23 protein-coding genes are annotated in these 25474 nt (G+C 42.4%); 6 read left to right on the forward strand and 17 right to left on the reverse strand.

The features are described 5' to 3' along the window. Window positions 1-26: 26 nt before the first annotated feature. The gene (locus QEP06_RS01495) at window positions 27-1124 is read left to right on the forward strand and encodes a Nif3-like dinuclear metal center hexameric protein (RefSeq protein WP_285268765.1); all 1098 of its coding nucleotides are present in this window, start codon (window positions 27-29) and stop codon (window positions 1122-1124) included. Between the two features lie 4 nt (window positions 1125-1128). Then, window positions 1129-1908: a zinc ribbon domain-containing protein gene (locus QEP06_RS01500; RefSeq protein WP_285268766.1), complete on the forward strand. Its 780-nt coding sequence runs from the start codon at window positions 1129-1131 to the stop codon at window positions 1906-1908. A gap of 51 nt (window positions 1909-1959) precedes the next feature. Here QEP06_RS01500 and QEP06_RS01505 read toward each other — a convergent pair whose 3' ends face one another. Beyond that, complete coding sequence (locus QEP06_RS01505; protein ID WP_285268767.1) at window positions 1960-3159, reverse strand: pyridoxal phosphate-dependent aminotransferase; 1200 nt, start codon at window positions 3157-3159, stop codon at window positions 1960-1962. An 82-nt stretch (window positions 3160-3241) separates the two neighbouring features. Between QEP06_RS01505 and rsmG the strand changes: the two genes are divergently transcribed. The 3 genes from rsmG to QEP06_RS01520 all read left to right on the forward strand — a co-directional run bounded on the left by rsmG (window position 3242) and on the right by QEP06_RS01520 (window position 7176). Continuing rightward, on the forward strand, window positions 3242-3877 hold the full coding sequence (gene rsmG, locus QEP06_RS01510) for a 16S rRNA (guanine(527)-N(7))-methyltransferase RsmG (protein ID WP_251833414.1): 636 nt from the start codon (window positions 3242-3244) through the stop codon (window positions 3875-3877). Between the two features lie 57 nt (window positions 3878-3934). Then, on the forward strand, window positions 3935-4351 hold the full coding sequence (locus QEP06_RS01515) for a hypothetical protein (protein ID WP_285268768.1): 417 nt from the start codon (window positions 3935-3937) through the stop codon (window positions 4349-4351). Window positions 4352-4446: 95 nt separating this feature from the next. After that, window positions 4447-7176, forward strand: coding sequence for a PD-(D/E)XK nuclease family protein (locus tag QEP06_RS01520; protein WP_285268769.1), 2730 nt, complete (start codon window positions 4447-4449; stop codon window positions 7174-7176). A 5-nt stretch (window positions 7177-7181) separates the two neighbouring features. Here the strand turns inward: QEP06_RS01520 and QEP06_RS01525 are convergent, their stop codons facing one another. From QEP06_RS01525 to QEP06_RS01600, 16 genes are all read right to left on the reverse strand, one after another. Further along, complete coding sequence (locus tag QEP06_RS01525; RefSeq protein ID WP_285268770.1) at window positions 7182-8363, reverse strand: acyl-CoA dehydrogenase family protein; 1182 nt, start codon at window positions 8361-8363, stop codon at window positions 7182-7184. Between the two features lie 73 nt (window positions 8364-8436). Then, window positions 8437-9180: an NUDIX hydrolase gene (locus QEP06_RS01530; RefSeq protein ID WP_285268771.1), complete on the reverse strand. Its 744-nt coding sequence runs from the start codon at window positions 9178-9180 to the stop codon at window positions 8437-8439. 139 nt (window positions 9181-9319) lie between these two features. Beyond that, window positions 9320-9853: a hypothetical protein gene (locus QEP06_RS01535; RefSeq protein WP_285268772.1), complete on the reverse strand. Its 534-nt coding sequence runs from the start codon at window positions 9851-9853 to the stop codon at window positions 9320-9322. Window positions 9854-10100: 247 nt separating this feature from the next. Then, window positions 10101-12503 carry an alpha/beta hydrolase family protein gene (locus tag QEP06_RS01540; RefSeq protein ID WP_285268773.1) on the reverse strand — a complete coding sequence of 801 codons (2403 nt, stop codon included), beginning with the start codon at window positions 12501-12503 and terminating at the stop codon, window positions 10101-10103. 76 nt (window positions 12504-12579) lie between these two features. Continuing rightward, window positions 12580-13008, reverse strand: coding sequence for a DoxX family protein (locus QEP06_RS01545; protein ID WP_251833407.1), 429 nt, complete (start codon window positions 13006-13008; stop codon window positions 12580-12582). Between the two features lie 48 nt (window positions 13009-13056). After that, window positions 13057-13932, reverse strand: a complete 876-nt coding sequence (gene era / locus QEP06_RS01550; protein ID WP_285268774.1) for a GTPase Era — start codon at window positions 13930-13932, stop codon at window positions 13057-13059. Between the two features lie 155 nt (window positions 13933-14087). Beyond that, window positions 14088-14855, reverse strand: a complete 768-nt coding sequence (locus tag QEP06_RS01555) for a class I SAM-dependent methyltransferase (RefSeq protein ID WP_285268775.1) — start codon at window positions 14853-14855, stop codon at window positions 14088-14090. Next, complete coding sequence (gene map / locus QEP06_RS01560) at window positions 14855-15664, reverse strand: type I methionyl aminopeptidase (RefSeq protein ID WP_285268776.1); 810 nt, start codon at window positions 15662-15664, stop codon at window positions 14855-14857. The genes QEP06_RS01555 and map overlap by 1 nt, the downstream gene beginning before the upstream one ends. Before the next feature lie 49 nt (window positions 15665-15713). After that, window positions 15714-16145 carry a BT0820 family HAD-type phosphatase gene (locus QEP06_RS01565; RefSeq protein WP_251833403.1) on the reverse strand — a complete coding sequence of 144 codons (432 nt, stop codon included), beginning with the start codon at window positions 16143-16145 and terminating at the stop codon, window positions 15714-15716. Between the two features lie 91 nt (window positions 16146-16236). Continuing rightward, window positions 16237-17214, reverse strand: a complete 978-nt coding sequence (locus tag QEP06_RS01570) for an acyl-ACP desaturase (RefSeq protein WP_251833722.1) — start codon at window positions 17212-17214, stop codon at window positions 16237-16239. A 115-nt stretch (window positions 17215-17329) separates the two neighbouring features. Continuing rightward, a complete protein-coding gene (locus QEP06_RS01575) occupies window positions 17330-17788 on the reverse strand; it encodes a hypothetical protein (protein WP_251833402.1) in 459 nt (152 codons plus the stop codon). A 93-nt stretch (window positions 17789-17881) separates the two neighbouring features. Further along, a complete protein-coding gene (locus tag QEP06_RS01580; RefSeq protein ID WP_285268777.1) occupies window positions 17882-19783 on the reverse strand; it encodes a hypothetical protein in 1902 nt (633 codons plus the stop codon). A gap of 170 nt (window positions 19784-19953) precedes the next feature. Beyond that, window positions 19954-20610, reverse strand: coding sequence for a response regulator (locus QEP06_RS01585; RefSeq protein ID WP_285268778.1), 657 nt, complete (start codon window positions 20608-20610; stop codon window positions 19954-19956). Beyond that, window positions 20610-22364, reverse strand: coding sequence for a tetratricopeptide repeat-containing sensor histidine kinase (locus QEP06_RS01590; RefSeq protein WP_285268779.1), 1755 nt, complete (start codon window positions 22362-22364; stop codon window positions 20610-20612). Before QEP06_RS01590 ends, QEP06_RS01585 begins: the two co-directional genes overlap by 1 nt. A 119-nt stretch (window positions 22365-22483) precedes the next feature. Further along, window positions 22484-24010, reverse strand: a complete 1527-nt coding sequence (gene gpmI / locus QEP06_RS01595; protein WP_285268780.1) for a 2,3-bisphosphoglycerate-independent phosphoglycerate mutase — start codon at window positions 24008-24010, stop codon at window positions 22484-22486. 70 nt (window positions 24011-24080) lie between these two features. Next, window positions 24081-24605, reverse strand: coding sequence for a GNAT family N-acetyltransferase (locus QEP06_RS01600; protein ID WP_285268781.1), 525 nt, complete (start codon window positions 24603-24605; stop codon window positions 24081-24083). Window positions 24606-24719: 114 nt separating this feature from the next. On the opposite strand from QEP06_RS01600, the gene QEP06_RS01605 reads away from it, so the two are divergent. After that, entirely contained in the window at window positions 24720-25430 is a 711-nt protein-coding gene (locus QEP06_RS01605) for an SIR2 family NAD-dependent protein deacylase (RefSeq protein ID WP_285268782.1), read from the forward strand. Window positions 25431-25474 lie beyond the last annotated feature (44 nt).

A 25474-nucleotide genomic window follows, 5' to 3' on the forward strand; every position in this document is an offset into this window, starting at 1 on the left:
CTATTTTCGTAACAAACTTAGTGCAAATGAAACTGAAGCAGGCTGTAGAAGCCATTGAACAGCGTTTTAAGATAAGCCACGCCGAAGATTTTGATAATGTCGGATTACTTTGCGGCAATCCGGAACGTGAAATTACGGGAATACTGGTGTGCCATGATTCACTGGAATGTGTTGTAGATGAAGCTATTTCGAAAAATTTAAATCTGATTGTGGCATTTCATCCGATTGTTTTTTCAGGCTTAAAATCCATTACCGGTAAAAATTACGTGGAGCGTGCTGTGCTTAAGGCAATAGAAAATAAAATTGCGATCTATGCCATTCACACGGCATTTGATAATGACTATTTCGGCGTGAATTATCGCATTTGCGAAGAATTGGGCTTAAAAAACCAACAGATTTTGATGCCTAAAAAATCTAATCTGACAAAACTGGACGTCTATGTTCCGCACAGTCATGCAGATACGGTAAGAAACGCAATGTTTGAAGCGGGCGCCGGCAACATCGGTTTTTATGATGAATGCAGTTTTTCGGTTGACGGACGTGGGACATTCAGACCAAATGAAGGATCAGATCCTTATTCCGGTACGCAGGGTGTTCGCGAAAACGCCGCGGAAGAAATGATTTCCGTAATTTTTGAAAGCTACAAATCATCAAAGATAATTTCCGCTTTAAAAGCAGCGCATCCTTATGAAGAAGTTGCTTATCAACTGATTAAGCTCGAAAACGAAAACCATTATGCCGGTCTGGGGCGTTTCGGTCAATTTGAAAAGGCACTGACTGAGGTAGAATTTCTTCAGCTTTTAAAAGACAGATTTAGTCTGAACGTAATCCGCCACAGTAATCGTTTGGGCAAAATGATTGAAACTGTCGGTGTTTTGGGTGGCAGTGGCGCCAGCGGAATAAAAAGCGCCTTGGCGAAAGGCTGTGACGCGTACATCACGGCTGATGTGAAGTATCACGAATTTTATCAGGGCGAAGACAGGATGCTGATTTGCGATATCGGGCATTTTGAGTCTGAGCAATTTGTCCCAGACCAAATATTTCAAATATTGTCGGAAATTTTTCCTAAATTTGCGGTCTCAAAATCTCTTGAGAAAACCAATCCTGTTAATTATTTTTTCTAAAAATATGGCTAAGAAAACTGTAGAAGTTACAATTGAAGACAAGCTTCGGGCACTGTATGACCTGCAAATTATTGATTCACGTCTAGACGAGATCCGTAATACGCGCGGTGAACTCCCGATTGAAGTTGAAGATCTCGAAATTGAAATTGAAGGTTTAGAGAAAAGAGCAGAAAAGTTTCAGGCCGAAATAAAGGAACAGAACGACGAGATCAATAATAAAAATGAGGTTATCAATCATGCTAAAACATTGATTGACAAATACAAAGCTCAGCAAAATAACGTTCGAAACAACAAAGAATTCGAAGCTTTAGGCAAAGAGATCGAGTTCCAGGAACTTGAAATACAGTTGGCTGAAAAAAGAATCAAAGAATTCGGTGCGAAGATTTCACATAAAGATGAAACTTTAGAAGAATTGACCAACAAGATTTCTGAACTGAAGAATCACCTGAAATTTAAGAAGGAAGAGCTTGAAAGTCTTGTTGCAGAAACGCAGAAAGAAGAGGAATTCCTTACTGCGAAGTCTGAAGAATTCGCTAAAAATATCGATGAAAGACTGCTGGCATCTTACCAAAGAATCAGAAGCAACTCACCGACCGGTCTGGCGGTTGTAGGTCTTGAAAGAGGTGCGCCGAAAGGTTCATTCTTCACACTTCCTCCACAGAAGCAAATGGAAATCGCTCAGCGCAAGAAAATCATTATCGATGAGCATAGCGGTAAAATCCTGGTAGATGATGATCTCGTAAATGAGGAAACTGAAAAAATGAAAGATATTATTAAATTTTAATTCTTTCTCTAAAAATAAAAAAGGTTCGGAAATTTTCCGAACCTTTTTGTTTTATTCAATAGCTGCATTTTCCAGACAGTCTTTTATTCTCCGCATGGCCTTCATAAGTTCCGCCTCAGATGCTGCGTAAGAAAATCTGATGCAGTGCGGGTTTCCGAATGAAACTCCACCAACGGTCCCTACATGCGCGTTTTCTAGCAAAAACATCGCAAAATCATCTGCATTAACCATTAATTTTCCGTTCAGTTTCTTCCCTAAATAGTAGGAAATATCCGGAAAAAAATAAAATGCAGCTTCCGGATAATTCACTTTAAAACCCGGAACGTCCTGCAAAAGATTGAAGACCAAGTCACGTCGCTCGCGAAATTTTTCAATCATATATCCATATTCACTTGGCTCGGCACGTAACGCTGCTACAGAAGCTTTTTGTGCCATCGTATTCGCGCCACTTGTCATCTGACCCTGAATTTTTTCGCAACCTGTCGCCAGCCATTTCGGACAAGCCGAATAGCCGATTCGCCAACCTGTCATCGCAAATGATTTTGACATCCCGTTGATTACCGCGGTTTGCTCATAAACTTGTGGAAATTCGGCAATCGAGGTGTGTTTCCCGTCATAGTTGATGTATTCGTAAATTTCATCTGAAATTACAGTTACCTGTGGATGTTTCGCCACTACATTTGCAATCGCCTCTAGTTCCTCATAGGAATAAAAACTGCCCGATGGATTGCACGGTGAGCTGTAAAGCAAGATTTTAGTCTTGGCTGTGATGGTATTTTCAAGTTGCGAGGCGGTCATTTTGAAATCTGTATCGATCGAAGTCTCAATGAAAACCGGCACGCCGCCCATCATTTTCACCATTTCCTTATAGCTCACCCAGTATGGTGCAGGTAAAATAACCTCGTCACCGTCGTTCAGTAATGAGGCAACCACATTTAGGATCGATTGTTTCGCGCCGTTTGATACGCATATTTGGCTCGGTTCGTAGTGAAGATTGTTGTCGCGTTTCAGTTTGGCACAAATGGCCTCGCGAAGATCCAGAAATCCCGGGACGGGGGAGTAGTGGCTGAAGTTATTGTCTATCGCTTCGAAAGCGGCTTTCTTAATATTTTCCGGTACGTCAAAATCCGGTTCGCCCAATGTCAGGCTGATTACGTCCAGGCCCGCGGCCTTCATTTCCCTCACCTTATTACTCATCACGAATGTCTGCGAAAAGCTCATTCTGCTAAGGCGGTTTGCTAGTTTCTCCATAATTTTTCTTAGGCTTCCAAAGATAAATTTTTTCTTCATGCAGGCGCTTTCTTTTTGTTTAAATTTGCCAAAAATGACTTAGATGCAGACCGAACTTATCCTAAAATATTTTCCCGATCTCTCCGAAAACCAGAAGCAGCAGTTTGATAAACTCCAGGAACTGTATGCAGAATGGAATGCAAAAATCAATGTGATTTCGCGCAAAGACATGGATTCGCTTTATGAGAAACACGTCCTTCATTCACTCGGCATCGCGCGTGTGATGAACTTCTCTCCCAACACGAAAGTGCTTGATATTGGGACTGGTGGTGGATTTCCGGGAATTCCGCTGGCCATTATGTTTCCGGAAACTCATTTTACGCTGGTAGATTCTATCGGTAAAAAAATCACCGTGGTGAAGGAAGTTGCCGCCGCTTTGGAACTTCAAAATGTGACCGCGATCCATGCACGTGCGGAAGATATTCCCGGAAAATTTCACTTTGTAGTAAGCCGTGCGGTGACGCAGATGCCGGTGTTTTTGCGTTGGCTCAAAGGAAAATTTGAGAAAGAGCAATTTAATCCAAAACACAATGGTGTCCTTTATTTAAAAGGTGGTGACCTGAGTGAAGAGCTTTCGGGACTGAAATGCGAAATATTTGACCTTAAAAATTATTTTGAAGGCGAATTCTTTGAGACTAAAAAAGTGGTATATTTATCTAAAGGAAATTTTAATTCTTGATATGCACGTACTATTGCGATTATGATTATCGTTTTAGTTGTAATAAATCAAATATTTATGAAAACTATATTTAAAATGGCAATGCCGCTGGTTCTTTTTCTGGGCCTTGCAAGTTGCAATGACCGGTTTGAAGGTGATGAAATTACCAGCACAGAACTCGCAAAGATTGACAGCGTGAATATCGCGCAGGACACAATGGATGTTTACACCATCCAGACTATTAAAACCTATTCAGATTACGCCGCAAACTGTGAAGGCTTTTACGGCTACGATTATGTCCACAAACCTTCACTGCAACGTGATGTTGCCACATATAAGTTTAAAACGACCGCGGCTTGTGGGGAAACCTTGGCGCGCTCCTCACAGATCAATTTCAGACCTGTGGAGGCTGGTGTTTACACATTCCGCTTCTGGACGGGTAGAGATTCTTCAGGCGCCGATACCTGGCTGGAACGGATGATCGTCGTAAAATAAATTCTGTTTTTAATTTTCAAAACTTAAAGCATTCGAGGCAGGTTTCGGATGCTTTTTTTGTATTTTTAATGGTTAATCCATACCCACAACGCTAAATGAAATTTTTAAATAAAATTGTAACTGAACTGCTCGCGCTGGAAAGTGACCTTTCAAAGTTTAACATCGTGCTGCCCGGCAAGCGGCCGATAGTTTTTATCAAGAAAATACTTAAAGAAAAGAAGTATTCCGGTTTTTTGCCTAATTTCTTTACCATCGAAGACTTAATCACTGAACTTGGCGGAAAGATGCATGTCCAGGGTATTGCGGTCTGGTTGTTTGCATTCGATGTCTATCGCAGCCAGCATCCGGGTGAAAGCTTTTCGGATTTTCTTAAATGGTTTCCCACTTTGCTGAAAGACTGGGATGATATTTCAAAATTCGCCGAAGATGACACCAAAGTTCTGGAATACATGGTGAGCGAAGAACGAATTAAAAACTGGGCGGAAAACCTGGGTGATCAGGACGGCACGGTGCGTAAGCATTTGAATTTCTGGCAGCGTATGAACGCCTTCGTCCCTTTGCTGCAGCTCCGGTTGGAGGAAAAAGGCTGGGCGACCTCGGGCATGATGCACAAAGCGGCTAGTAGAAAAATAGAAGAATTCGCTCAAAGTACGGATGGGAAATATGTCTTTTGTGGTTTTAACGCCTTCACGCCGGTGGAGGAGAAACTTGTGAAAAACCTTTTGCAGTGGGACAGGGCGATCTGTTATTTTCAGGGCGACGATTATTATGTCGCGGATGAAAGACAGGAAGCCGGCAAGTTCCTTCGCCAACACAGGCATTGGAAAGAATTCAATGAAAGCCGGCCGTTTCGCTGGATCGAGGATGATTTCCGGAAGACCAAGAACATTAAGGTTTACGAAGTTTCGGGCAATGTGTCGCAGACCAAAGTGCTGCCGTCAATCTTTTCAGAAATTCAATCTGAAAATCTAGCGGATACTGCAGTTGTTTTATTGGATGAAAATCTCCTGCCAGCCGCGTTGGATGCTCTGGCTGCAGCGCCGCGCCTGAATATCACGATGGGTTTTCCGCTGAAAAATCTGGCATTCAGCAACGCGATGAAACGGCTTTTTTATCTTCAGAAACTACTCGAAGCCTCAGACTCATCTTATTATTACAATGACGTACTTTCGATTCTGGAAGAGCTGCCAAACGCGGATCAAGACCAGGAGATCATCGTAAAATTCCGCGTGCAGATTGAGGAACGGAATATTATTTACATCTCCCGCAAATTGCTAACTGAGCTTCTGGGTGAACTTTCGTATTTCAATCTTTTTCAAAAGCAGGAATCGGTCGCGGTATTTCTGGATTTACTTATTTCGTATTGCTACCAACTGAAGTTTGGTGATTTGGATGACATCCAATATGAAAATATTTCGCACTTCGAAAAATCATTTAAAATCATTAAAAACCAGTTGTCACCCTACAGTTTTACACTGAATATGGAAACGCTGGAAGTGCTTATCAATCAACTGATCAGCTCGGAAACAATTGATTTTCAGGGTGAGCCGTTAGAAGGTTTGCAGGTGATGGGTTTACTGGAAACGCGTCTGCTGAATTTCGAAAATATTATCCTGCTGTCTGCCAACGAAGGAAAACTGCCGCTGGGGAACACCCAAAATACGTACGTGCCATTCGGAGTGCGGAAGCATTTCGGTTTACATACTTTTTTAGAAAATGACAGTATCTACGCTTATCATTTTTACCGTTTTTTGCAGGATTCCCGGAATGTACATCTGCTGTTTAATGCTTTGAATTCCGGTGTCAACAGTGGTGAGAAAAGCCGTTTCATCACGCAGCTTGAAATAGAAGACCGGTATCACAAAATTGAAAATATCATCATCGAGAACAGTTCGGAACCTATTCTTCTGCAACCGATGCAGTATGAAAAAACGCCTCCGGTTCTTGAGCAACTTGAACTTTGGAAATCGCGGGTTTCTGCGTCGCACCTTACGTCGTACATCTATGATCCAATTGATTTTTATTTGAATAAGATCCTGCACACGCGGGAAGGCGAGGAGATGGAAGAGGAGCTTTCTCAGCGTAGCTACGGAAATCTTGTGCACTATGCGCTTCAGCATATCTACGAACCATTGGTTGGCAAAATATTGAAATCTAATAATTTATCGGTTGCAAATGAAGCAATAGATGATGCTTTGAATGCCGCGATTGAAAAAATTAAACATCAGCCTGAATTTTATGAACGCGGAATCAATTTCATCCACAAATCAATTGCGGAAAGGGTAGTGCGAGGTGTGTTGCAGCATGACATCGAACTTTTATCCAATGGAAACACGCTCGAAATTGTGGGTGTGGAGCGGGAATTTACCAGTCCGCCGTTTTATTTAAACGACGAAAAGACAGATTCAGTTGCATTTTACGGTTTTATTGACCGCATTGACAGATTGAACGGAAACATTCGCATCATCGACTTTAAAACAGCAAAAACGAAAAATCTGGCGATTACACATCCTAAAAAAGACGATGGTGGCGAAAAATTGCAGAATCTGTTTTTCAGCAGTGATTATAAGCAGGCGATGCAGCTTTCTATCTATGCACATCTGATTGTGAACAGCACCGATTTTGTTGACAACAGGGTACAGTGCGGAATCTGGAGCTTTGCCGAGGTAAACAGAGGCGTACAGACGCTCAGTCTTTTCGGCGATGATGAGATTACCGCCGAAAATCTGAAAACGTCATTGAACGCTGTGAAAAACGTTATTTTAGATATCCTGAACCCCGAGAACAAATTCGTGGAATCAGTGAAAGTTTCGTATGATTATTAAGGATTTTAACCAAAAGCATTAATTCCGGTGATGTCCATTCCGGTGATCAGCAGATGGATGTCATGCGTTCCTTCGTAAGTGATTACAGATTCAAGGTTTGCCGCGTGACGCATCATCGGAAATTCACCCATTATACCCATACCACCGAGCATCTGTCTGGATTCCCGCGCAATGTCGATTGCCATTTTCACATTGTTTCGTTTGGCCATAGAAATGTGCGCAGGTGTAGCTTTATGATCGTTTTTAAGGTTACCGAGCTGAAGGCAAAGAAGTTGTGCTTTGGTGATTTCTGTAAGGAATTCGGCCAGTTTTTTCTGCTGAAGCTGGAATGAAGCTATAGGTTTTCCAAACTGTTTGCGCTCTTTTGAATACTTTACGGCCGTGCAGTAACAGTCTACAGCAGCGCCGATCACTCCCCACGAAATGCCGTAACGTGCAGAGTTCAGGCACGAAAGAGGACCTTTCAGACCAATGACATTCGGTAAAATATTTTCTTTCGGAACTTTTACATTATTGAACACCAATTCGCCGGTTTTTGACGCACGAAGACTCCATTTATTATGCGTTTCAGGCGTAGAAAAACCTTCTAAAGTGCGCTCAACAATAAGTCCGCGTACTTTGCCGCTTTCATCTTTAGCCCAAACAACCGCGATATCACAGAGTGGCGCATTCGTGATCCACATCTTGGCACCATTAAGTAAATAATGGTCACCTTTATCCTCGATCTTCGTTTCCATTGAACTTGGATCTGAACCATGATTTGGTTCGGTAAGACCAAAGGCACCAATCATTTCTCCGGTGGCAAGCTTCGGAAGATATTTACGCTTTTGTTCTTCAGATCCAAACTCATTGATTGGGAACATCACCAGCGAACTTTGAACAGAAGCAGCAGAACGAACGGCCGAATCTCCGCGTTCGAGTTCTTGCATGATGATTCCGTAAGCAATTTGATCAAGGCCTGAACCGCCATATTCTTCGGGAATGTAAGGGCCGAGTGCGCCGATTTTGCCCAATTCCTGCATCAGACCGGGAATATCGGTGTGGTGCTGCGCAGCATTGTCAATCTTAGGCATCACAAAACTTTCAACCCAATCGCGGACAGACTGGCGGATTAACAGATGCTCTTCGGTGAGCAGACTGTCCATCAAATAATAATCGGGAATGCTTGTGAGCGGGTAGTATGACATATTTTATAGTTTTTTGCTAAAATTAAGTTTTTTCGCAGTGATGGCGAAATAATTAAAAATTAAAAATTGAGTTTTAATGGATATCCCTGAAGCGATAAAGGTAGGGCGCCTTGTTTGCCGAACCGTCGTATAATTTCTCCAGTCTTTCTAAACAATTCATCGCCAGTATTTTGCGCTGAAAATTATTCCTTCTGAAATTTTCGCCGAGCACCGCTTCATACACACTCTGGAGCTCGTTCATCGTGAATTTTTCCGGCAAAAGGTTGCTGGCAGCAATCTGTGTATCGATGTTTTTTCGGATATATTCAGCACCCTTTTTCACAATTTCTTTGTGGTCGAAGGCTAATTTTGGAAGTTTATCAAGGTCAAACCACTGGCCGCTTTCATTGTTGTAGCGCGGAAAAACGCTTATCTGTGTGTAATCTACCAAACTGCAGTAACCCGCGGAGATAAACCGTTCAAAAAGCCAGTGATCATCGGGAAATGTAAGATTTCTCGCCTTTAAAAAGTCTTTGCTGAGTTTTAAGCTTGTGCGGTCAACTTTCCCGAAAGTATGAAACTGCTCTAAAAAAATGTTGTCTAAATAGGTTCTTTCGTAAAGGATACGGCGCGCAGCTTCATCTAAATCTTCGTCTTTTTTAACAAATCCACCAGGCAGGGACCAATATTCCACGCCTTGCCATTTTAAAAGAAGCACTTTTAACCTGGCATCCTGAACGCTGAAAATAGTGCAGTCTACAGAGAGATGCTTAACATATTTTTCTTTCGTCAATACGTCGTGCAGACGCATGTTGTCTGAAATTTCATCATTGATCATATGTGTTAAAATTAGTAGTTATCTTATCATATTTAAGAATTTCGGTTGGGCACAACATAATTATCATGCATGATTTTTGTCATGAAATTTTTAAAAATACATTAAAAATAAGGAAGATGGAGTTTCGGATTACCAAACATTAACGTGAAGCGGCCGTGGGGAAATTTCTGTCGAAATCTACACAATCTACCGGCTTTAGCGTATGACCCTCATATTTCAATTGTCCAGGATTTGCATAACGGTCTGTACTGCCTTCTGTGACGTGGTCACCAATGCCTTCAAGTAAGTTTCCGTCTTTTTTAAGAAAATAAATTTCGCGTTCAGATGTCATTCCTTCAGCTTCGAACACATAGTTTAATTTGAGCGTATCACCGTTTTGTGTACCGGATATTTCGCCAAAGGAACTGTCTTTTTCAAAATTTTTGTAACGCATCTTACCAATCAAGGTACCGAGATTATCCTCAATGGAAAAAAAGACGGAATCTTTGCCAACCACGGATATATAGCAATTTTGAACAGTTGAGAGCTCGATGGGTTCATTGGATTCCGGAACTTTAACTGAATCAAGTTTGGTTGAACTGTCAGTAATTTGTTCAGATTTTTTTTCGCAGCTGAGAATCATCGAGCCAGCGAGTAAGGCAAGGCAGATCTTATTCATATTTAATTTCTTCATGACTATAAAAGTACAAATTTTTGGTAAGTGCAAGATATTATACCAAAACAACGAAAAGGCCTATAATTTATATTATGTTAAGTTAGGAATGTTTTCGGGCATGTTTAATATTTAGTGAGTCTCAATCTCCTTTTTTACGGAAACCCCCTGACAGATGCTATTTATTTATTCAAATTGATGCCAGCTACGCTTAAACATTAAAATAAAGGATTAAAAAAGGTCTTCCAAAACCGGAAGACCCTACATATTATTTTTTCAAACATTTCTCCAGAAACTGATCCTGTTCCCACAAAACGTGCAAAATATTTTCACGGGCAGCGTAACCGTGAGATTCCAACGGAAGCAAAACCATACGTACAGGCGCGCCCAGATTTTTCAATGCCTGGAAATATCTTTCGGTCTGCAGCGTGAATGTTCCCGGATTATTATCGGCTTCACCATGGATCAGCAACATCGGAGTCTTCATTTTATCTGCGTTCATGAATGGTGACATCGTGTTGTAAACCTCCGGTACATCCCAATAATTACGCTGTTCAGATTGGAAGCCAAATGGCGTAAGCGTACGGTTGTAAGCGCCACTTCGCGCGATGCCACAAGCGTAATTTTTTGAATGCGTAAGCAGATTAGCCGTCATGAAAGCGCCATAAGAATGCCCACCAACAGCAACTTTTGAACGGTCAATATAGCCAAGCTGATCCACCGCATCTATTGCCGCTTTACCATTGGCTACAAGCTGTGGAACGAAACTGTCATTCGGTTCACTTTTTCCTTCACCGATTATCGGGAAAGCCGCATCATCCAAAACCGCGTAACCTTTGGTCACCCAGTAAATGAAAGAGCCGTAACTCGGAAAGGTAAAATCATTTGGATTCTGGGTATTCTGGCCGGCTGTGTTTTTGTCTTTGTACTCGGTTGGGTACGCCCAAATGAGCAACGGCAGTTTTTCCTTTGGATTTTTTCTGTCAAAACCTGCCGGCAAATAAAGCGTTCCGGTGAGTTCTACCCCATCATTACGCTTGTATTTGATAACTTCTTTGTGTACATTTTTAATACTTTCAAATGGATTTGCAAACTTTGTAAGTGCCGTTGCTTTGCCATTTTTAATATTTCTGAGGAAATAATTCGGATATAGATTGGCCGATTGTTCCACTACCAAAACTTCACCTTTTTTAGCATCCAAAATATCGATGATATCCTCCTTCGAATTTTTAAGCTTAGAGGTGTACACGCGTTTTTTTGACAACGTATTTACGTCAATTTCATCAATAAACGGGAACTGACCTGTTTTTGTGAATCCGTCTCCCACAAGATATGCCTTGTCGTCTTTGGCATCGATGACCGTCCTTCCATATTGGTTCTTCGATTGGTTAAATGAACCCGGATCCGTGTAAACATCCTGATAATTCCGGTCATCAATGATGCGGTGTGTGTTGTCTTTCAAGTTGATAAGGTATGATTTGGTATTCCGCGTATCGTACCATGAGTCTGTAATCACCGCAAAATTTCCATTAGACCAATCAATATTATTGAATCTTTGCTTTGTTTTAAAGAATGATTGAGGTTCTGCACTGAATGGCGCTTTCCAAAGAAACACTTCATCGCGAAACTCGACGGATTTAGACTGGTCCCCGCCGTCCAGGGCTTCGGCATACACCAGCGTTGCAGGCTCATCATCCCGCCAGGTCATGCTGCGCTTTCCGGTGCGGACAGATGAGAAGCCTTTAGGCATTATTTCAGTTAACGGCACTTCATTTACGGTTTTTACGAGCTTCCCAGCTATATCGTAAACCGCGGTTGTCATTGGAAAACGGTTCAAAGGAACTATGTACGAATACGGCCGCTGAATGGTAGTGAGCATCAGCAAGCTTCCGTCAGGAGAAAGACTCATCCCGGTATAGATTGCAGCGTTTTTAAATGTACTTTCATTACCGTCAACACTTATTTTTACCAGTTCAGCGTTTGCCAACGTATCGAAATTTTGCTCATCCTGCGGGTTTTTGAGTAAATCCTGATAAGTTCTGTTTTGCGAAACCTTTCCGTCTGCGGTAGAAACCGTAGGACCGGTGGGAATTGTAGTCTTTGAATCAATCAATGCTTTGCGGTCGTCCGGAATGCTTTTAACCAAAAGTGATTTTGAATCTTTCATCCACACATAAGGCGTCCCGAGATTCGCGTTCAGGTTGTCGCGGCTGATTTTTTTTGCGGTTGCCGAAGCGAGGTCTACCACCCACAACTCCACTCCTTTTGCGGTAGTATTTGTGAATGCCAGCGTCTTTTCGTCAGGTGAGAAATTCGTATACGATATTTTAGGATTGGCCGGAAGCCCTTTAACCTGCGTTTCCGATTTATCTTTTAACTTGCGGACTTTCAGGTTGTTAATATAAGTGACAGTGCTGCTGATATTTGTGACCGGATTCACGCGAAGACCTGCGAGTTTCATTTCGGGCATATTCAGTTCGTCCAACGATTTGTACGTGTTGCGGTAGGTGAAAACCATCCAGTCTTTCTTGCTGTTCATGATGACGCCGGGCGCGCGTTGGAAGTCAGCGAGCTGAAGGATTTCGGCAGAAGGCTGCTGGTACGTTATATTTTCCTGTGCGAAAGTCATTCCGGCAAAAAGAAGCGCGAGGACTGCTGTTTTGATTCTCATAATGATCTGTTTAGTTTTAGTATTAAAAAAAATGCACCAACGGTCAGTCAATGCACTATAGATATGTTTTAGCTATTTACCAGCTCGATTGGCGGCGCCTGGTTATCATTGCATCCACTGAATATCTGCCGGGTCCGAACGCAAAAAGTAACATGTAAACCGAAAGGTAAAGCAAGCTCATTTCACGTTTTGCAAATGGATCTGCGCCATGAACGATCAGTCCGGCGACAGCCATCGTGATCAGCAGGAAAAACAGTGCGAAACGCGTGAAAAGTCCCAGGATGATGAATATAGAACAGACAAATTCCGCAAATACGGCTAAGATAAGTGTGCTTTTGGGGCTCAGCCACAGAAAACTGTAAAACTGAATTTCTTCGCCGGAAAAGAGTTGCTGCAATTTTGGAAAACCATGCGAGAGCATTGCAAATCCTACAAAAATTCTGGTAATAAGGATGACGATATCACTTATTGCAGCATTACTTTGCGAGGAAGTAAAGTAGTTCATCGGGACAAATTTTACCAAATTTAAGAAAATAACCTGTATCAGCAACTACTAGCGGTAGCCGAAATTTTTGAGGTCACGGTCGTTTTTCCGCCAGTCTTTCTTCACTTTTACAAAAAGGTTCAGGTGTATTTTCTTCGCAAAGAATTTTTCGAGGTCGAGCCGGGCTTCTGTACCTACTTTTTTTATGGATTCACCTTTGTGGCCTATGATGATGCCCTTTTGGGTATCGCGCTCCACGTAAATGATTGAATCGATGAATATGATGCCTTCTTTTTCTTTAAACATTTCTGTCACCACCTCTACTGAATAAGGGATTTCCTTCTCATAATTGAGCAGGATTTTCTCACGGATTGCTTCATTCACGAAAAATCTTTCCGGCTTGTCCGTATACATATCTTTGTCATAATATGGCGGACTTTCCGGCAGCAAAGATTTTAGTTTAGGTAAAATAACCTCAGTGTTAAAGGCGCGGAGGGCAGAAATGGGCAGTATTTCAGCTTTAGGAATTCTTTCGTGCCACAGCTCCATTGTCTTTTCAAGGTCAAGCTGGTTCGACTGATCGATCTTGTTGATCAAAATAAGGACAGGAACTGGTATTTTGTTCAGTTTTTCAATCAGAAATTCCGACTGTTCGCCGGTATCAAGCACATCTACAATGTAAAGGAAAACATCCGCGTCCTGCAGTGAATCTTTTACAAAATCCATCATTTTTTCCTGCAATCCGTATTTTGGATCAAGAACGCCCGGCGTGTCTGAAAATACGATCTGAAGATCCTCTTCATTATAAATTCCAAAAATCCTGTGGCGCGTTGTCTGCGCTTTCTGCGTTACGATGGCGAGTTTCTCACCCATCAATTGATTGAGGAGAGTAGATTTACCCACGTTGGGCTTACCGACTATATTTACAAATCCAGCTTTATGCATTGAAAAAAAGATATTAAAAAGTCTGTATTTAGACCTGGGCAAAGTTAATGAAACAAACTTTAGTATAAGAAATTCAGCTAAAAGCAATAGCATCATGAAAGCGACGCTTTTTTGCCCAGAAATACCAGTTTGGAATGTTGCTCTATATCTCCGAATTACCGCTTATAAACCACTGGCAATATCTCATTTTCGAGAAGGCCGTAACGCTTGCGCAGCTCCGGTGAAAATTGCTTTGAATAAAAATTGATATCAACTTCAAATCCGGCGTTTTTAAGTCTTTGGAAATAATCCCTTCCGTACCAGCGCACGTGATCGTACTGGCCGAAGTGTTTCTGTCGTTCTTTTGGATCTTTAATTGAAAAATCTTCGTAAGTTTTATCCAAACCGGTTTTCATCGGTACCTGAAAGATTCCCCAGCCGCCCTTTTGCATCACACGAAAAAGTTCGCCCATCGCTTTTTGGTCATCTTCGATATGCTCCAACACATGATTGCAGAAAATGACTTCAAAACTTTCGTCTTCAAAAGGTAAATCAAGAATATCCGCTTTCACGTCCACAATTGGGGAAAAAAGATCTGCCGAAACATATTGGAGATTTTTTGTTTTTTTGAACCGCCGCAGAAATTCCTGTTCAGGCGCGATATGCAGCACTTTGTAGTTTTTCCGGAAAAAATCGGTTTCGTTTTGGAGATACAGCCACATTTGGCGGTGACGCTCGAGACTTAAAGTACCGGGTGAAAGCGCATTATCACGCTGTTTTCCGTAGCCATACGGCAGAAATTTCCGATATGATTTACCGTCAATTGGATCTGTGAACCGGTCGCCTTTAAAGAGCTGATAAATCAACGGCCGCAAAACGACGCTCAGGTCTATAAGGATGGGCCGAGGTATATTATTCAGAAAAAATTTTGCAATTTTTCTCATCAAAAATCGAGGGTGAAGGCGTCTTCTTCCGTACTTTTAATTCCTAAAGCTTCATAGATATATTTAAAGGTGCTCAGCAGAACCGGTTTGCCACCGATTATTGCGACATTGTGCTCGAAGTGTGCAGACGGAGAGTTGTCCAGCGAAGTAACCGTCCAGCCATCATCATGAAATTTCACTTTTTCAGTACCGAGATTTACCATCGGTTCTATAGCCAGCGCGACACCGTCTTTCAATACTTTGCCACTGCCTTTCCGGCCATAATTCGGAACTTGTGGATCTTCGTGCATCTTTCGGCCAAGACCATGGCCTACAAGTTCCCGGACAACGCCATAGCCGTGTTTTTCGCAGTGTTCCTGGATAGCATTTGAAATATCTCCAACTCTTTTTCCACGAACACACTGCGCAATTCCTTTGTATAAAGATTCTTTGGTTATATCGAGCAGCTTTTTAGTCTCAGGTTCCACTTCTCCCACTTCAAAAGAATAAGCGTGGTCACCGTAAAAACCGTTCATATACACGCCGCAATCAACGGAAAGTATGTCACCTTCTACAAGCGGTTTGTCATTCGGAATTCCGTGTACAACCTCCGCATTGGGCGAGATACACAGATTTTTCGGGAATCCGTACATTCCGAGGAAAGCCGGTTCACCGCCATGATCACGGATGAACTCTCCACCCAACTTATCGAGATGTGCAGTGGTAGTGCCGGGTTTTATTTCTTTGGCCAGCATGCCGAGCGTCTTGGAAACCAATTGTGCGCTTTCGCGCATTACCCTCAGTTCTTCAAGTGTTTTTAAGATGATCATGTAAGTATTTTAACAGGCTTAAATTTAAATTTATAAGGGAAGGAAGAGTTTACCAGAAAAGACCTTTTTTCTTTTCCTTCTTCATTTTTGAATAGGCTAAAACCTCAGAACCTTCTACGCGAAACTCGATACGGTCATTGATGATGTTATAGATTTCGCCCCAACCCGGAAATCCACCAAGGTTGCGGTCATCAATGAAAAGATCTGCATCTATCTTGCGTGAAGCTGCGTCGGCATCAAAAATCTCTCCTTCAAAACTTGAATTGACGGCGTAAAACTCCACACCGTGTTTGCGGCAAAATTCTACGGCCTCCTCGAGTGTTTTCCCGTGTCTGTACGTCCATAAGATCAGTCGGTAGCCTTCAGACTGCAGTTTACGCAAAGTTTCGAACGCAAAGGTTTTGGGTTTTCCAATACCCGGATATGCGTCTTCTACGACGGTTCCGTCAAAGTCAATTGCAAGTTTCTTGTTGCTTTTCATCAAAATAAATTTTTTGCCGAGCAAAGATAACAAAATAAAAGAGCGGCAGAAAATCTGCCGCTCGCAATGAAATTAATTTGAGTTTTCTTATTTAAGACTTCACCCATTTAAACTGATATTCCAGATCCGGGGTCGCAATCCTGTCTGTTACGCGTTGCAGCCTGCTTGGCAATTTCATCAGGTATTCCTGGGCTTTTTCCGCTTTTTCGGTTAGGCCGGTGATATGTTCTATTTTCCAGTCGTTCAGCAAACCACTAAGTATGTCAATATAATCCTGACCGGTATACACCATCGCGCGCTGAGCCGCATCGGAGAAGTGACCCCACAATTCGCCTGCTTTCTGGCCAGATTCCCGCATCAGATGTGCCGGCATTACAATTTTCTTACGCATCATATCTTCAAAAGCCAGCATCATTTCGGAAGGGTCAAGTTCAAAAATACGAGTGACAAAGTGCTTATATGCTTTTGCGTGTCGTGCCTCGTCAGCCGCGATCACACCGCACATTCTGGATAGTTTTGTATTTCCGGTCTGCTTTGCCAAAGAACCTACTCGCCTGTGTGAGATGTTGGTAGCGGTTTCCTGGAAACTTGTGTAGACGAAATTTCGGTATGGATCCATTGAAGTTCCGATATCGAACCCATCCTGAATTAAATATTGAGTAGTGATTTCTACTTCCCGCATATTTACGCGGCCACACAAATAAAGATATTTGTTCAGCAAATCACCGTGACGGTTTTCTTCTGCCGTCCAGCTGCGTACCCATTGAGACCAGCCGCTTCGTTCTTCCTGTTCGATACCATCGATTCCCATAATCCATGATTCATAACTTGGGAGCGCTTCTTCGGTGATACAGTCTCCGATGAGCGTCACGAATAGGTCATAATCCATTTCCTGGGCGTAGGTTTGCAGTTCTTCTACATCATATTTGAACTGATCTGCAGTAGGATCCGGCAAAAAATCTGTGGGTTGCCAAATTTTTTCCACTGGGGTAAGATACGTCGCTATGAAATCGCTCACTTCTTTGCCCAAACTGCGCATTACCTCTATTCTTACAAGTTTATCGTACATCATGTTAATTTTTACCGGTACGCAAATATAACAAAATAGTATTTATGGCATATCACAGGCAGACCGGGAAGTAAAATCCCCGGTCTGCGTTTTTAGTTTTGTTATTCAGTATTTTTTATTTTACTGGAATGTCTGTGAATGTTCCATAGACTTTGCTGGCTGTGCCACCGGTCCCACTCGCTTCGAAAGTGCCTGAAGCTTTGCTGCCATCATTTTTGGTAATGATTATTTTGCCGCCGCTGGTGCTGCCAAAACCATTAAAATATAAAGCGTTTCCCGCAGTTCCGATATCATAAGTTCCGACCGCTGTGCCGCTAAGATTTATTTCAAATACAGTTCCCGAACTGGTAGTTGCACCTGTGAATGCAAAAATACTCTTAAACTGTGTTCTGAGTTCAGAGGACCCGGCAGTTTTCAACGCCGCGTTCATATCATTTTCCCGCCAGAAAAATCCGGTTGCAGCAGGCGGTGCAACCTGGTCATCATTAGTTTCTGACCGTTCGCATGATATTAAAATCACTGATGCAAGGATGATTGGAAGTATTAGAACAAAGTATTTATTAAAAGTTTTCATGATTATTTTTTGTTGTTTAAAGAAAACCGCACCCTTATGAGCCACTTAAATACTTATAAATTATCGAAGGGCGCGGAAATCACTATGATTTTACTATTGGTTCACATCAAGCCTTGAGATCAGAAGCCGGTCACCGTTTGGTGTTTCACTGAAGAAGTACGTGTAATCTCCAATCTGCATCCGGTTGTATTTTTCATACAGGTAATATTTCTTTTTTTCCAGGTCTCCCAATGTGCGGAAGGCGGATGAGGATCCTTCTGCAAGGTTCAGTTTTCCGTATTCGATACTGTAAAATGGCGAATAGGAAGTGGTAGTAGTATTGGTGGTAGAGCCGTCAAAATTCATGAAACTGCTGAAATCTGTATCCTTATCAATCGCTTTTACCATTTCCATTACCCAGTTAACAGACTTTCCGTCCTTGCTTTCGATTACATAACTGGTTGCGGGAAAATTATCAGCGGTCATCGGAGAATTATTAAAAAAGCCTTTTTTGTTCTTCTGATCGAGCAAAACCGTGTAGTTTTTCTTCAAACTGCCGTCCGGATTCAGGTGAAGCATATAAAGACCCTGATAAATCCTTTCGTATTTCGGACCGCTGGATGAAGTTCTGATGCCTGCGAGTGTGTTCAGCATTTTGTTTCCGCCTACTCCACCGCTGTTTTTCTTGAAATCCTGAAAACTTAAAACCATCGAGCCATCATTTAAGATTTGGAAATTATTTGTCTTAAATTTTTTGCCGTCAAAACTGAGCGCTTTTTTCATGTCCGGTCCTGCAACTGCTTTCTGATTCAGCTCCTCGATCGGCGTCGCATTAGCGAATACCAAACGACCACCGGAGACTTTGCACACGATGAAATCAGTATATTTTTTTTCATCCATGGCATTTTCAAGGTCGTCCTGGCTCGGCATCATTTCCTCTTTGCCAGTGGCGAGGTTTACAGCTTTTTTTCCCGCACTTACCAATCCGCCTAATCCGCCAAGTTTACCCAGGACTTTTTCTGTGGCAGACGTTCCGCTTTTGGTTTGTTCTATTTCTTCAGAATCCATACTGGACGGAGAAACTGACATCCCGAGTAATTCTTCCGCCGTTTTCCCGTCTTTTTTTATTCCAAGTCCATAAAGAAGCACATTTCCGTTCTTCTCGTACGCATTGATGATCCTGTAACCGGCTGTGGGTGCGGTGAATTTGAAGTTTTCTCTAATCGTACCTTCAGGCGTGATGCGAAAATAAGTCATCTCATTTGGTGGTAGATTTGTGCCTCTCGCCGGAGCCATTACCAAAATCCAATCACGTGGTAAATCATCGTTTTCTATATTACGGCTGTCATCATCGAGCAATGGTTTTGAGAAGACGGGCCGAAGCTGGCTACCGGTCGCAAGAGATTGTATTTTCCGTATACTGCCGTCGTTTTGAACTTTTAATAATTCGATTTTAGAAAAATCTGCTTTTTCGCGGCTGTAAGGGTAGCCCATCACGAGGATCGCGCTGTCTCTTTCCACTTCATAAGCACCTCCGAAAAGGTATTCGTCGCCATTGTCGTTGGTGAGTTTTTGTTTGTCGAGCATTTTTACCTTTCGCACATATCCACCCGCAAGCCAGTTGTATTTGGCGGTTACTTTCCGGTTTTTGTAAACCAGTTTACCCATCAGGTTTGAACTTACCGAAATAGCATTGTTAACCAGTAGATCACCCTTGTATGTCAGACCTTTGTACCGTTTTCGGGCTTTTTCTATTTCCCACTCATCTTCCTTTGATCCGGTGAGATTCGCGTCTTTATCAAAGCTGTAGGTTTCTATTTTCACCATCTTTTTAGACGATGGCAAAAAATAGATCATGTCGAAATTACCATCCGCTTTTGCTTCTACTCCACCCAAGTATCCTTTTTTGGCTTTACGTGAAATTTCATAATCTTTCTCCAGGACGTTCATGCCCTGCGCATGCATCGCAACACCTGCTGTAACAAATGCGGCAACAAATAAATTTTTGTAATTCATGATTTGTGATTTTTTGTAGAATAAAAGTACACCGCTGCCCGGTACACATCGCTACACCTTTTTGGGTATTTTTAGCCATAAAAAAACCTCGCGGTGCACGAAGTTTATTTATTGACCCGAAGTTTATCGCTGAAATTTCGTGACAATTAAAATCGAATTCAAATCTTCCGTTAATGAAGATCATCCAAAAGTTGCAGGTCGGTTACAATTTGCATCAGTTTAGGCAAACTGTTTACGTCGGTTTTCCGGTAGATGTTTTTCCGGTGGGTTTCTACAGTACTCAGGCTTATGAAGAGTTTTGCGGCAATTTCTTTATTCGAGTCGCCTGCGAACATCATTTTCACAATCTGTTTTTCACGGTCCGAAAGTTTCACTGCGGGATAATCCACAATCTTTTTTCGGAAGCTATCCAGCATTTCCGCAGCCTCAGGTGACAGATGCGTGTAGCCTTTCCGAACGTATTGAATGGCCGAAACCAGTTCGCTGCGGGAGATTTTTTTCGAAAGATATCCCTCCACACCCGTTTTTTCGATTAGTTCATAAATGATTTTCGCCTCATAGTTCATCGAAAGTATGATGATTTTTAGATGTGGAAACTCCTTTTTCAGAATTTTGGATGCTTCGAGACCGTTGATAGCAGGCATCACGAGGTCCATCAACACTATTTCAGACTCTACTTTCCTGTTTCGCAGGTCATCAATGAAAAGATTGGCGTCATTATAGGTTTTCTTGATAGCGATATCTTTTTCGAAACCCAGCATCAGTTCAATACCTTCAATAATGATATTATGATCGTCGATGATTACTATGTTTACAGTATTCTCCATCAGCATGGGATTTTCATTTCGACTGTGGTTCCGCGATCTTTCTCGCTTTTCAGAACATACGTTCCTTTAAGCATTTCTATACGTGATTTTATATTTTCGACGCCCAAACCACCGGCTGCAATGGCCTCATCGACATCAAAACCAATCCCGTTATCACCATAGAAAATCTCTACAAAGCCCTTGTCCTGTTGAATTTTAATTTGCACTTCCGATGCCTGCGCATGTTTGATTGTATTGTTCAGGCATTCCTGTACCACCCTGAAAATCACGACCTGAAGTGACTGATTAAGATCCTTCCGAAGATTATTGATCTGGAGTTGAATATTTAAACTAGCCGAACTGGTTTTGGCTACCAGATCACGCAAGGCATCGGGCAGACTGTTTCTGATGAGCATATTTGGCATGATTTGGTGTGAAAGTGTGCGAACGTCCGAAATTGCGTCCCCGAGAATAGATTGCGTTTTGTGAAGAACTGCGGTGAATTTATTTTCGTCATTTTTAAAGTCATTAAACATGCTTATGTTCATGTTTGCGGCAGAAAGCAACTGGCCGATACCATCGTGAAGCTGCGTCGCCATTCGTTTCCTTTCGTTGTCTTCGGCCTGCAGTACGGCGTTTGCGGCAAGTTCCTGCTGATGTAGGACAACCCGCTGCAACTGAACTTTCTGACGTGCACGGTAATTCTGATAATAGAAAAAGCCGAGCAGTAACACGCCAAGAAGCGAGAATACCAGGACATTACGTTTGAAAACCTTTGACTTTTCGGCTAAAAGCTGACGGTCTTTTTCGGCGGTTTCATATTTTACCGAAAGTTCCTCGATCTGCTCCGCCTTTCCAAGCGTGAAAATACTGTCGTTTATGATTCTGAAATTTTCGAGGTTTTCATATGCTGCATCGTTTTTGCCCTGCAGACGATAGATTTTAGCGAGGTTTTGATAGTTGTTTTTCAGTAAATCAAGATAATCAAGCCGGCGGGAAATGGCGTTACTTTTAAGAAAATAAACCTCAGATTCGCTGTAGCGATCCTGCTCCTGATACAACTTCCCAAGAACATTATAGCTCATGGCCAGCGCAAATTCATCCTTTGTCTGCTCACGGAGGTTTATCGCTGCAAGCAAAAATTTTTCCGCCAATTCGAATTTCTTCTGCAAAATATAATTGCCGCCGATAAATTCTAAAGAATATCCCTGACCCACAAGATCACTGCGTTTCCTTTGTATCTCCAGTGATTTCTGGTAACGGTTTATGGCTTCATGATGTTGCTCTAAATATTCGTACACCACGCCACTTTCATTATAAACTGTGGCAATCCCTTCTAAATCATTAAGTTGTGTATAAATATGGAGTGCTTCATCATAGTTTTTCAGCGCCCGCTGATAGTCGCTGGTTTTGCGGTAAAAACGCCCGAGATTATTGTAAAGTTCGGCGAGCTTACGCCGGTCTTTTTGAGTTTTGAGGATGTTTAGCGCACTGAAATAATAACCTCCTGCGCTGTCTAATTTGCCCGAAAAATAGTAAGCGTTGCCCAGATGTCGCAGGAATTCGGCCTCCAGCGTTTGGTTATTGGTTTTTTTGGCAAGTTTACGGCCCTCGATCGACAGTTTTATACTGCGGTCAAAGTCTTTAGTTTCAAAAAATTCCGCATATTTTTTATACAGCGAAAGTTTTTCGGAATTACTTTTAGATCTTTTTAAATTTTCGGCGATGGTGTCCCGGGGGTTTTCCGCCGCAAATGCAGATGCGACCAGAATCATCAAGAAAATATAAATTTTTGATCTCAAGTTGTATTATTTGTACCTAAATTATAATTTTAAGCACAAACAGCCAACATTAGTATAAAGAAAATTACCTAATTGCCCTAAATATCATGCGATTAGCTTACCAAAACTTCGCCGGTCATCTGTTCGGGAATTTCAAGATTCATGACGGTAAGAATGGACGGCGCGATGTCGCCGAGTTTACCAGGCTTAAGATTCCACGTTTTTTCTTTATCCATCACGATCAGTGGAACCAAATTGGTTGAATGCTGTGTGTTCGGGCTGCCATCCGCGTTTTTCATGACATCTGAATTGCCATGATCCGCCAGAATGAAAACCGTATACCCATGTTCATAGGCGGCAGAAGCCACCTGGCTGATACAATGGTCTACAACCTCTGCAGCCTGCACGGCAGCGGAAAAAACGCCGGTATGTCCTACCATATCGGTATTTGCGAAATTCAGGCAGATAAAATCAGCCGTCTCATTTTCAATCTCAGGAAGGATCTTCGCCGTGATGTCGTAGGCTGACATTTCTGGCTTGAAATCGTAGGTCGGGACATCTTTCGGGCTGGGACAAAGAAGTCGGCGTTCGCCCATGAATTCGGCTTCACGTCCGCCGGAAAAAAAGAATGTCACGTGAGGGTATTTTTCGGTTTCGGCCACGCGGATCTGCGTCTTGCCGTTACGTTCCAGTACTTCGCCTAAAGTATTCTGTAGCACATCCTCGTCAAAGACAACCTTTACATTTTTAAAATCTTTATCATAGTTTGTCATCGTGACGTAATAAAGATTCAGCGGACTCATACCGAATTCGGGCAGTTCATTCTGCGATAACACCTCTGTGATTTCGCGGCCGCGGTCTGTACGGAAATTGAAACAAAACACCACATCTTCATTCTGGATGCGTGCCACGGGCAGGTTACCGTCTTTCATGCACAGGATGGGGCGTAAGAATTCGTCTGTAATTCCATCTGCGTAGCAATTATTTAATGTGCCGATCACATCACGCGTCCGCTCTCCAATTCCGCGAACCATTAGGTCATAGGCGAGTTTTACGCGGTCCCAACGGCGGTCACGGTCCATTGCGTAGTAACGTCCGATAACACTGGCGAGCTTTCCGGTTGTTTGCGCCATGTGCTCTAAAAGATTTTCAATAAAACCTTTGCCGGAATGCGGATCACAATCCCGCCCGTCTGTGAAAGCATGTACAAAGACATTTTCAAGACCATACTCATGTGCGGCAGTAAGTAAACCTTTAAGATGATTGATGTGGGAATGTACACCGCCATCGGAAACCAAGCCGATGAAATGGACGTTTTTTTTATTTAATGCAGCGTATTCAAAAGCCTTGGTGATCTCATTCTGTTTGCCTAAAGTTGCATTTTCAACCGCCATATTAAGCTTTACCAAATTTTGATAAACGACGCGGCCAGCACCTAAATTCATATGCCCAACTTCGGAATTACCCATCTGCCCGAATGGCAGACCCACAGCAGTGCCGCTGGCTTCAAGCGTAGTATTGGGGAAGTTCTGGTAACAAGAATCGATAAATGGTGTATTAGCCTGCGCGATGGCGGAAACCTCAGGAACCGTTCCGAGTCCCCAGCCGTCAAGAATGGCTAAGATGGCTTTTTTAGACATATCAGATTAGATTTTTGAAGTACAAATTTAGCTAAAATGTGCCGGAATTGGCTCGTTTCCGACCCATGATTTATTCCATGAGCGTTTTTTCAAATGCTTTCCGGGCACTGCCACGGAAATATACTTCGCCTCGGTATTGATATCCTAAACTCTTTAAAATAGAGAGCATAGCGACATTGTCGAAGTTTGTATCAACTTTTATGGTCTTAATACCGCTTTGTAACACCGTTTTCTCCGCTTCCCTGAAGATAGCCTTCGCCAGCCCCTGCCCTGCAAAAGCGTCTGACACAGCCATTCGGTGAAGAACCGCATAAGGACCATCAGAATGCCATTTGCCCTCGATCTTTTCGTACGCCGGCTCCATATCAAATATCAGGGCGCAATATGCTGCAATTTCGCTGCCGATTTCAATTACATAACCCCAGCCGTCTGCAATGTCATTTTGAATGGAAGTTGGGTTTGGATAACCGTCCTGCCACTGCGTACTGCCGTCACGGCGCCGTCTTTCGATTGCCTGAGCAATGATTTCCCAAACCTTTGCAGCGTCCGCCATTTCCGCTTTTCTAAAGGAATAATTTGTATTATTTGTTTCCATATATTCTTAAAAGATGTAAAAATAGTTATTATGTGTGGGGTTGATTCCGTTACAGCCTGTAAAGAGTTCATTTAAACAATTCTTCTTTAAATCTTTTTAATAATTTAGTCTTGGATGAGCAACAATTTAAAAAATTCACAAAAAAAGAAGTTAGTCGTATTGTCAGGTGCGGGAATTTCGGCCGAAAGTGGTATTTCTACATTCCGCGATTCCAATGGTTTGTGGGAAAATTACCGCATTGAGGATGTTGCAAGTCCGGAAGGTTTCGCGCGCGATCCTGAATTGGTTTTAAATTTTTATAACGCACGGCGCCGTCAACTCCGGGAAGTGAAACCTAATGCCGCACATCTCATCCTGGCTGAACTCCAGCAGGATCTTGATGTACATATAATCACCCAAAACGTTGATGATCTACATGAACGCGCCGGCTCCAAAAATGTGATCCATCTCCACGGTGAGTTGAAAAAGGTTCGGCCTGTAGATTCTGAAAACGATATAGTGAAATGGGAAAATGATTTAAATGTTGGCGACACTGATAATCGCGGAATACAGTTGCGCCCGCATATTGTATGGTTTGGCGAGGTGGTTTCAGAGCTGGAACACGCCGTAAAAGTTGTTTCGGAAGCCGATTATTTCCTGATTATCGGTACTTCGATGCAGGTTTATCCTGCTGCAGGGCTTGTGGAATATGTGCCAAGTAGTGGCATAGTGTTTGTTGTTGATCCTCAACTTGAAAACAAATTTACAAACAGGGAAAATTTCTTTAAGACTTCGGCTACCGAAGGGATGAGGATGCTGAAACAAATATTAAGAACGAAACTTTAAGCTATAAAAACAAAAAAACCGATTCCTAACAAACCGGTTCTTTT

The organism is Kaistella rhinocerotis, assembly GCF_030243905.1.
GTDB lineage: Bacteria > Bacteroidota > Bacteroidia > Flavobacteriales > Weeksellaceae > Kaistella > Kaistella rhinocerotis.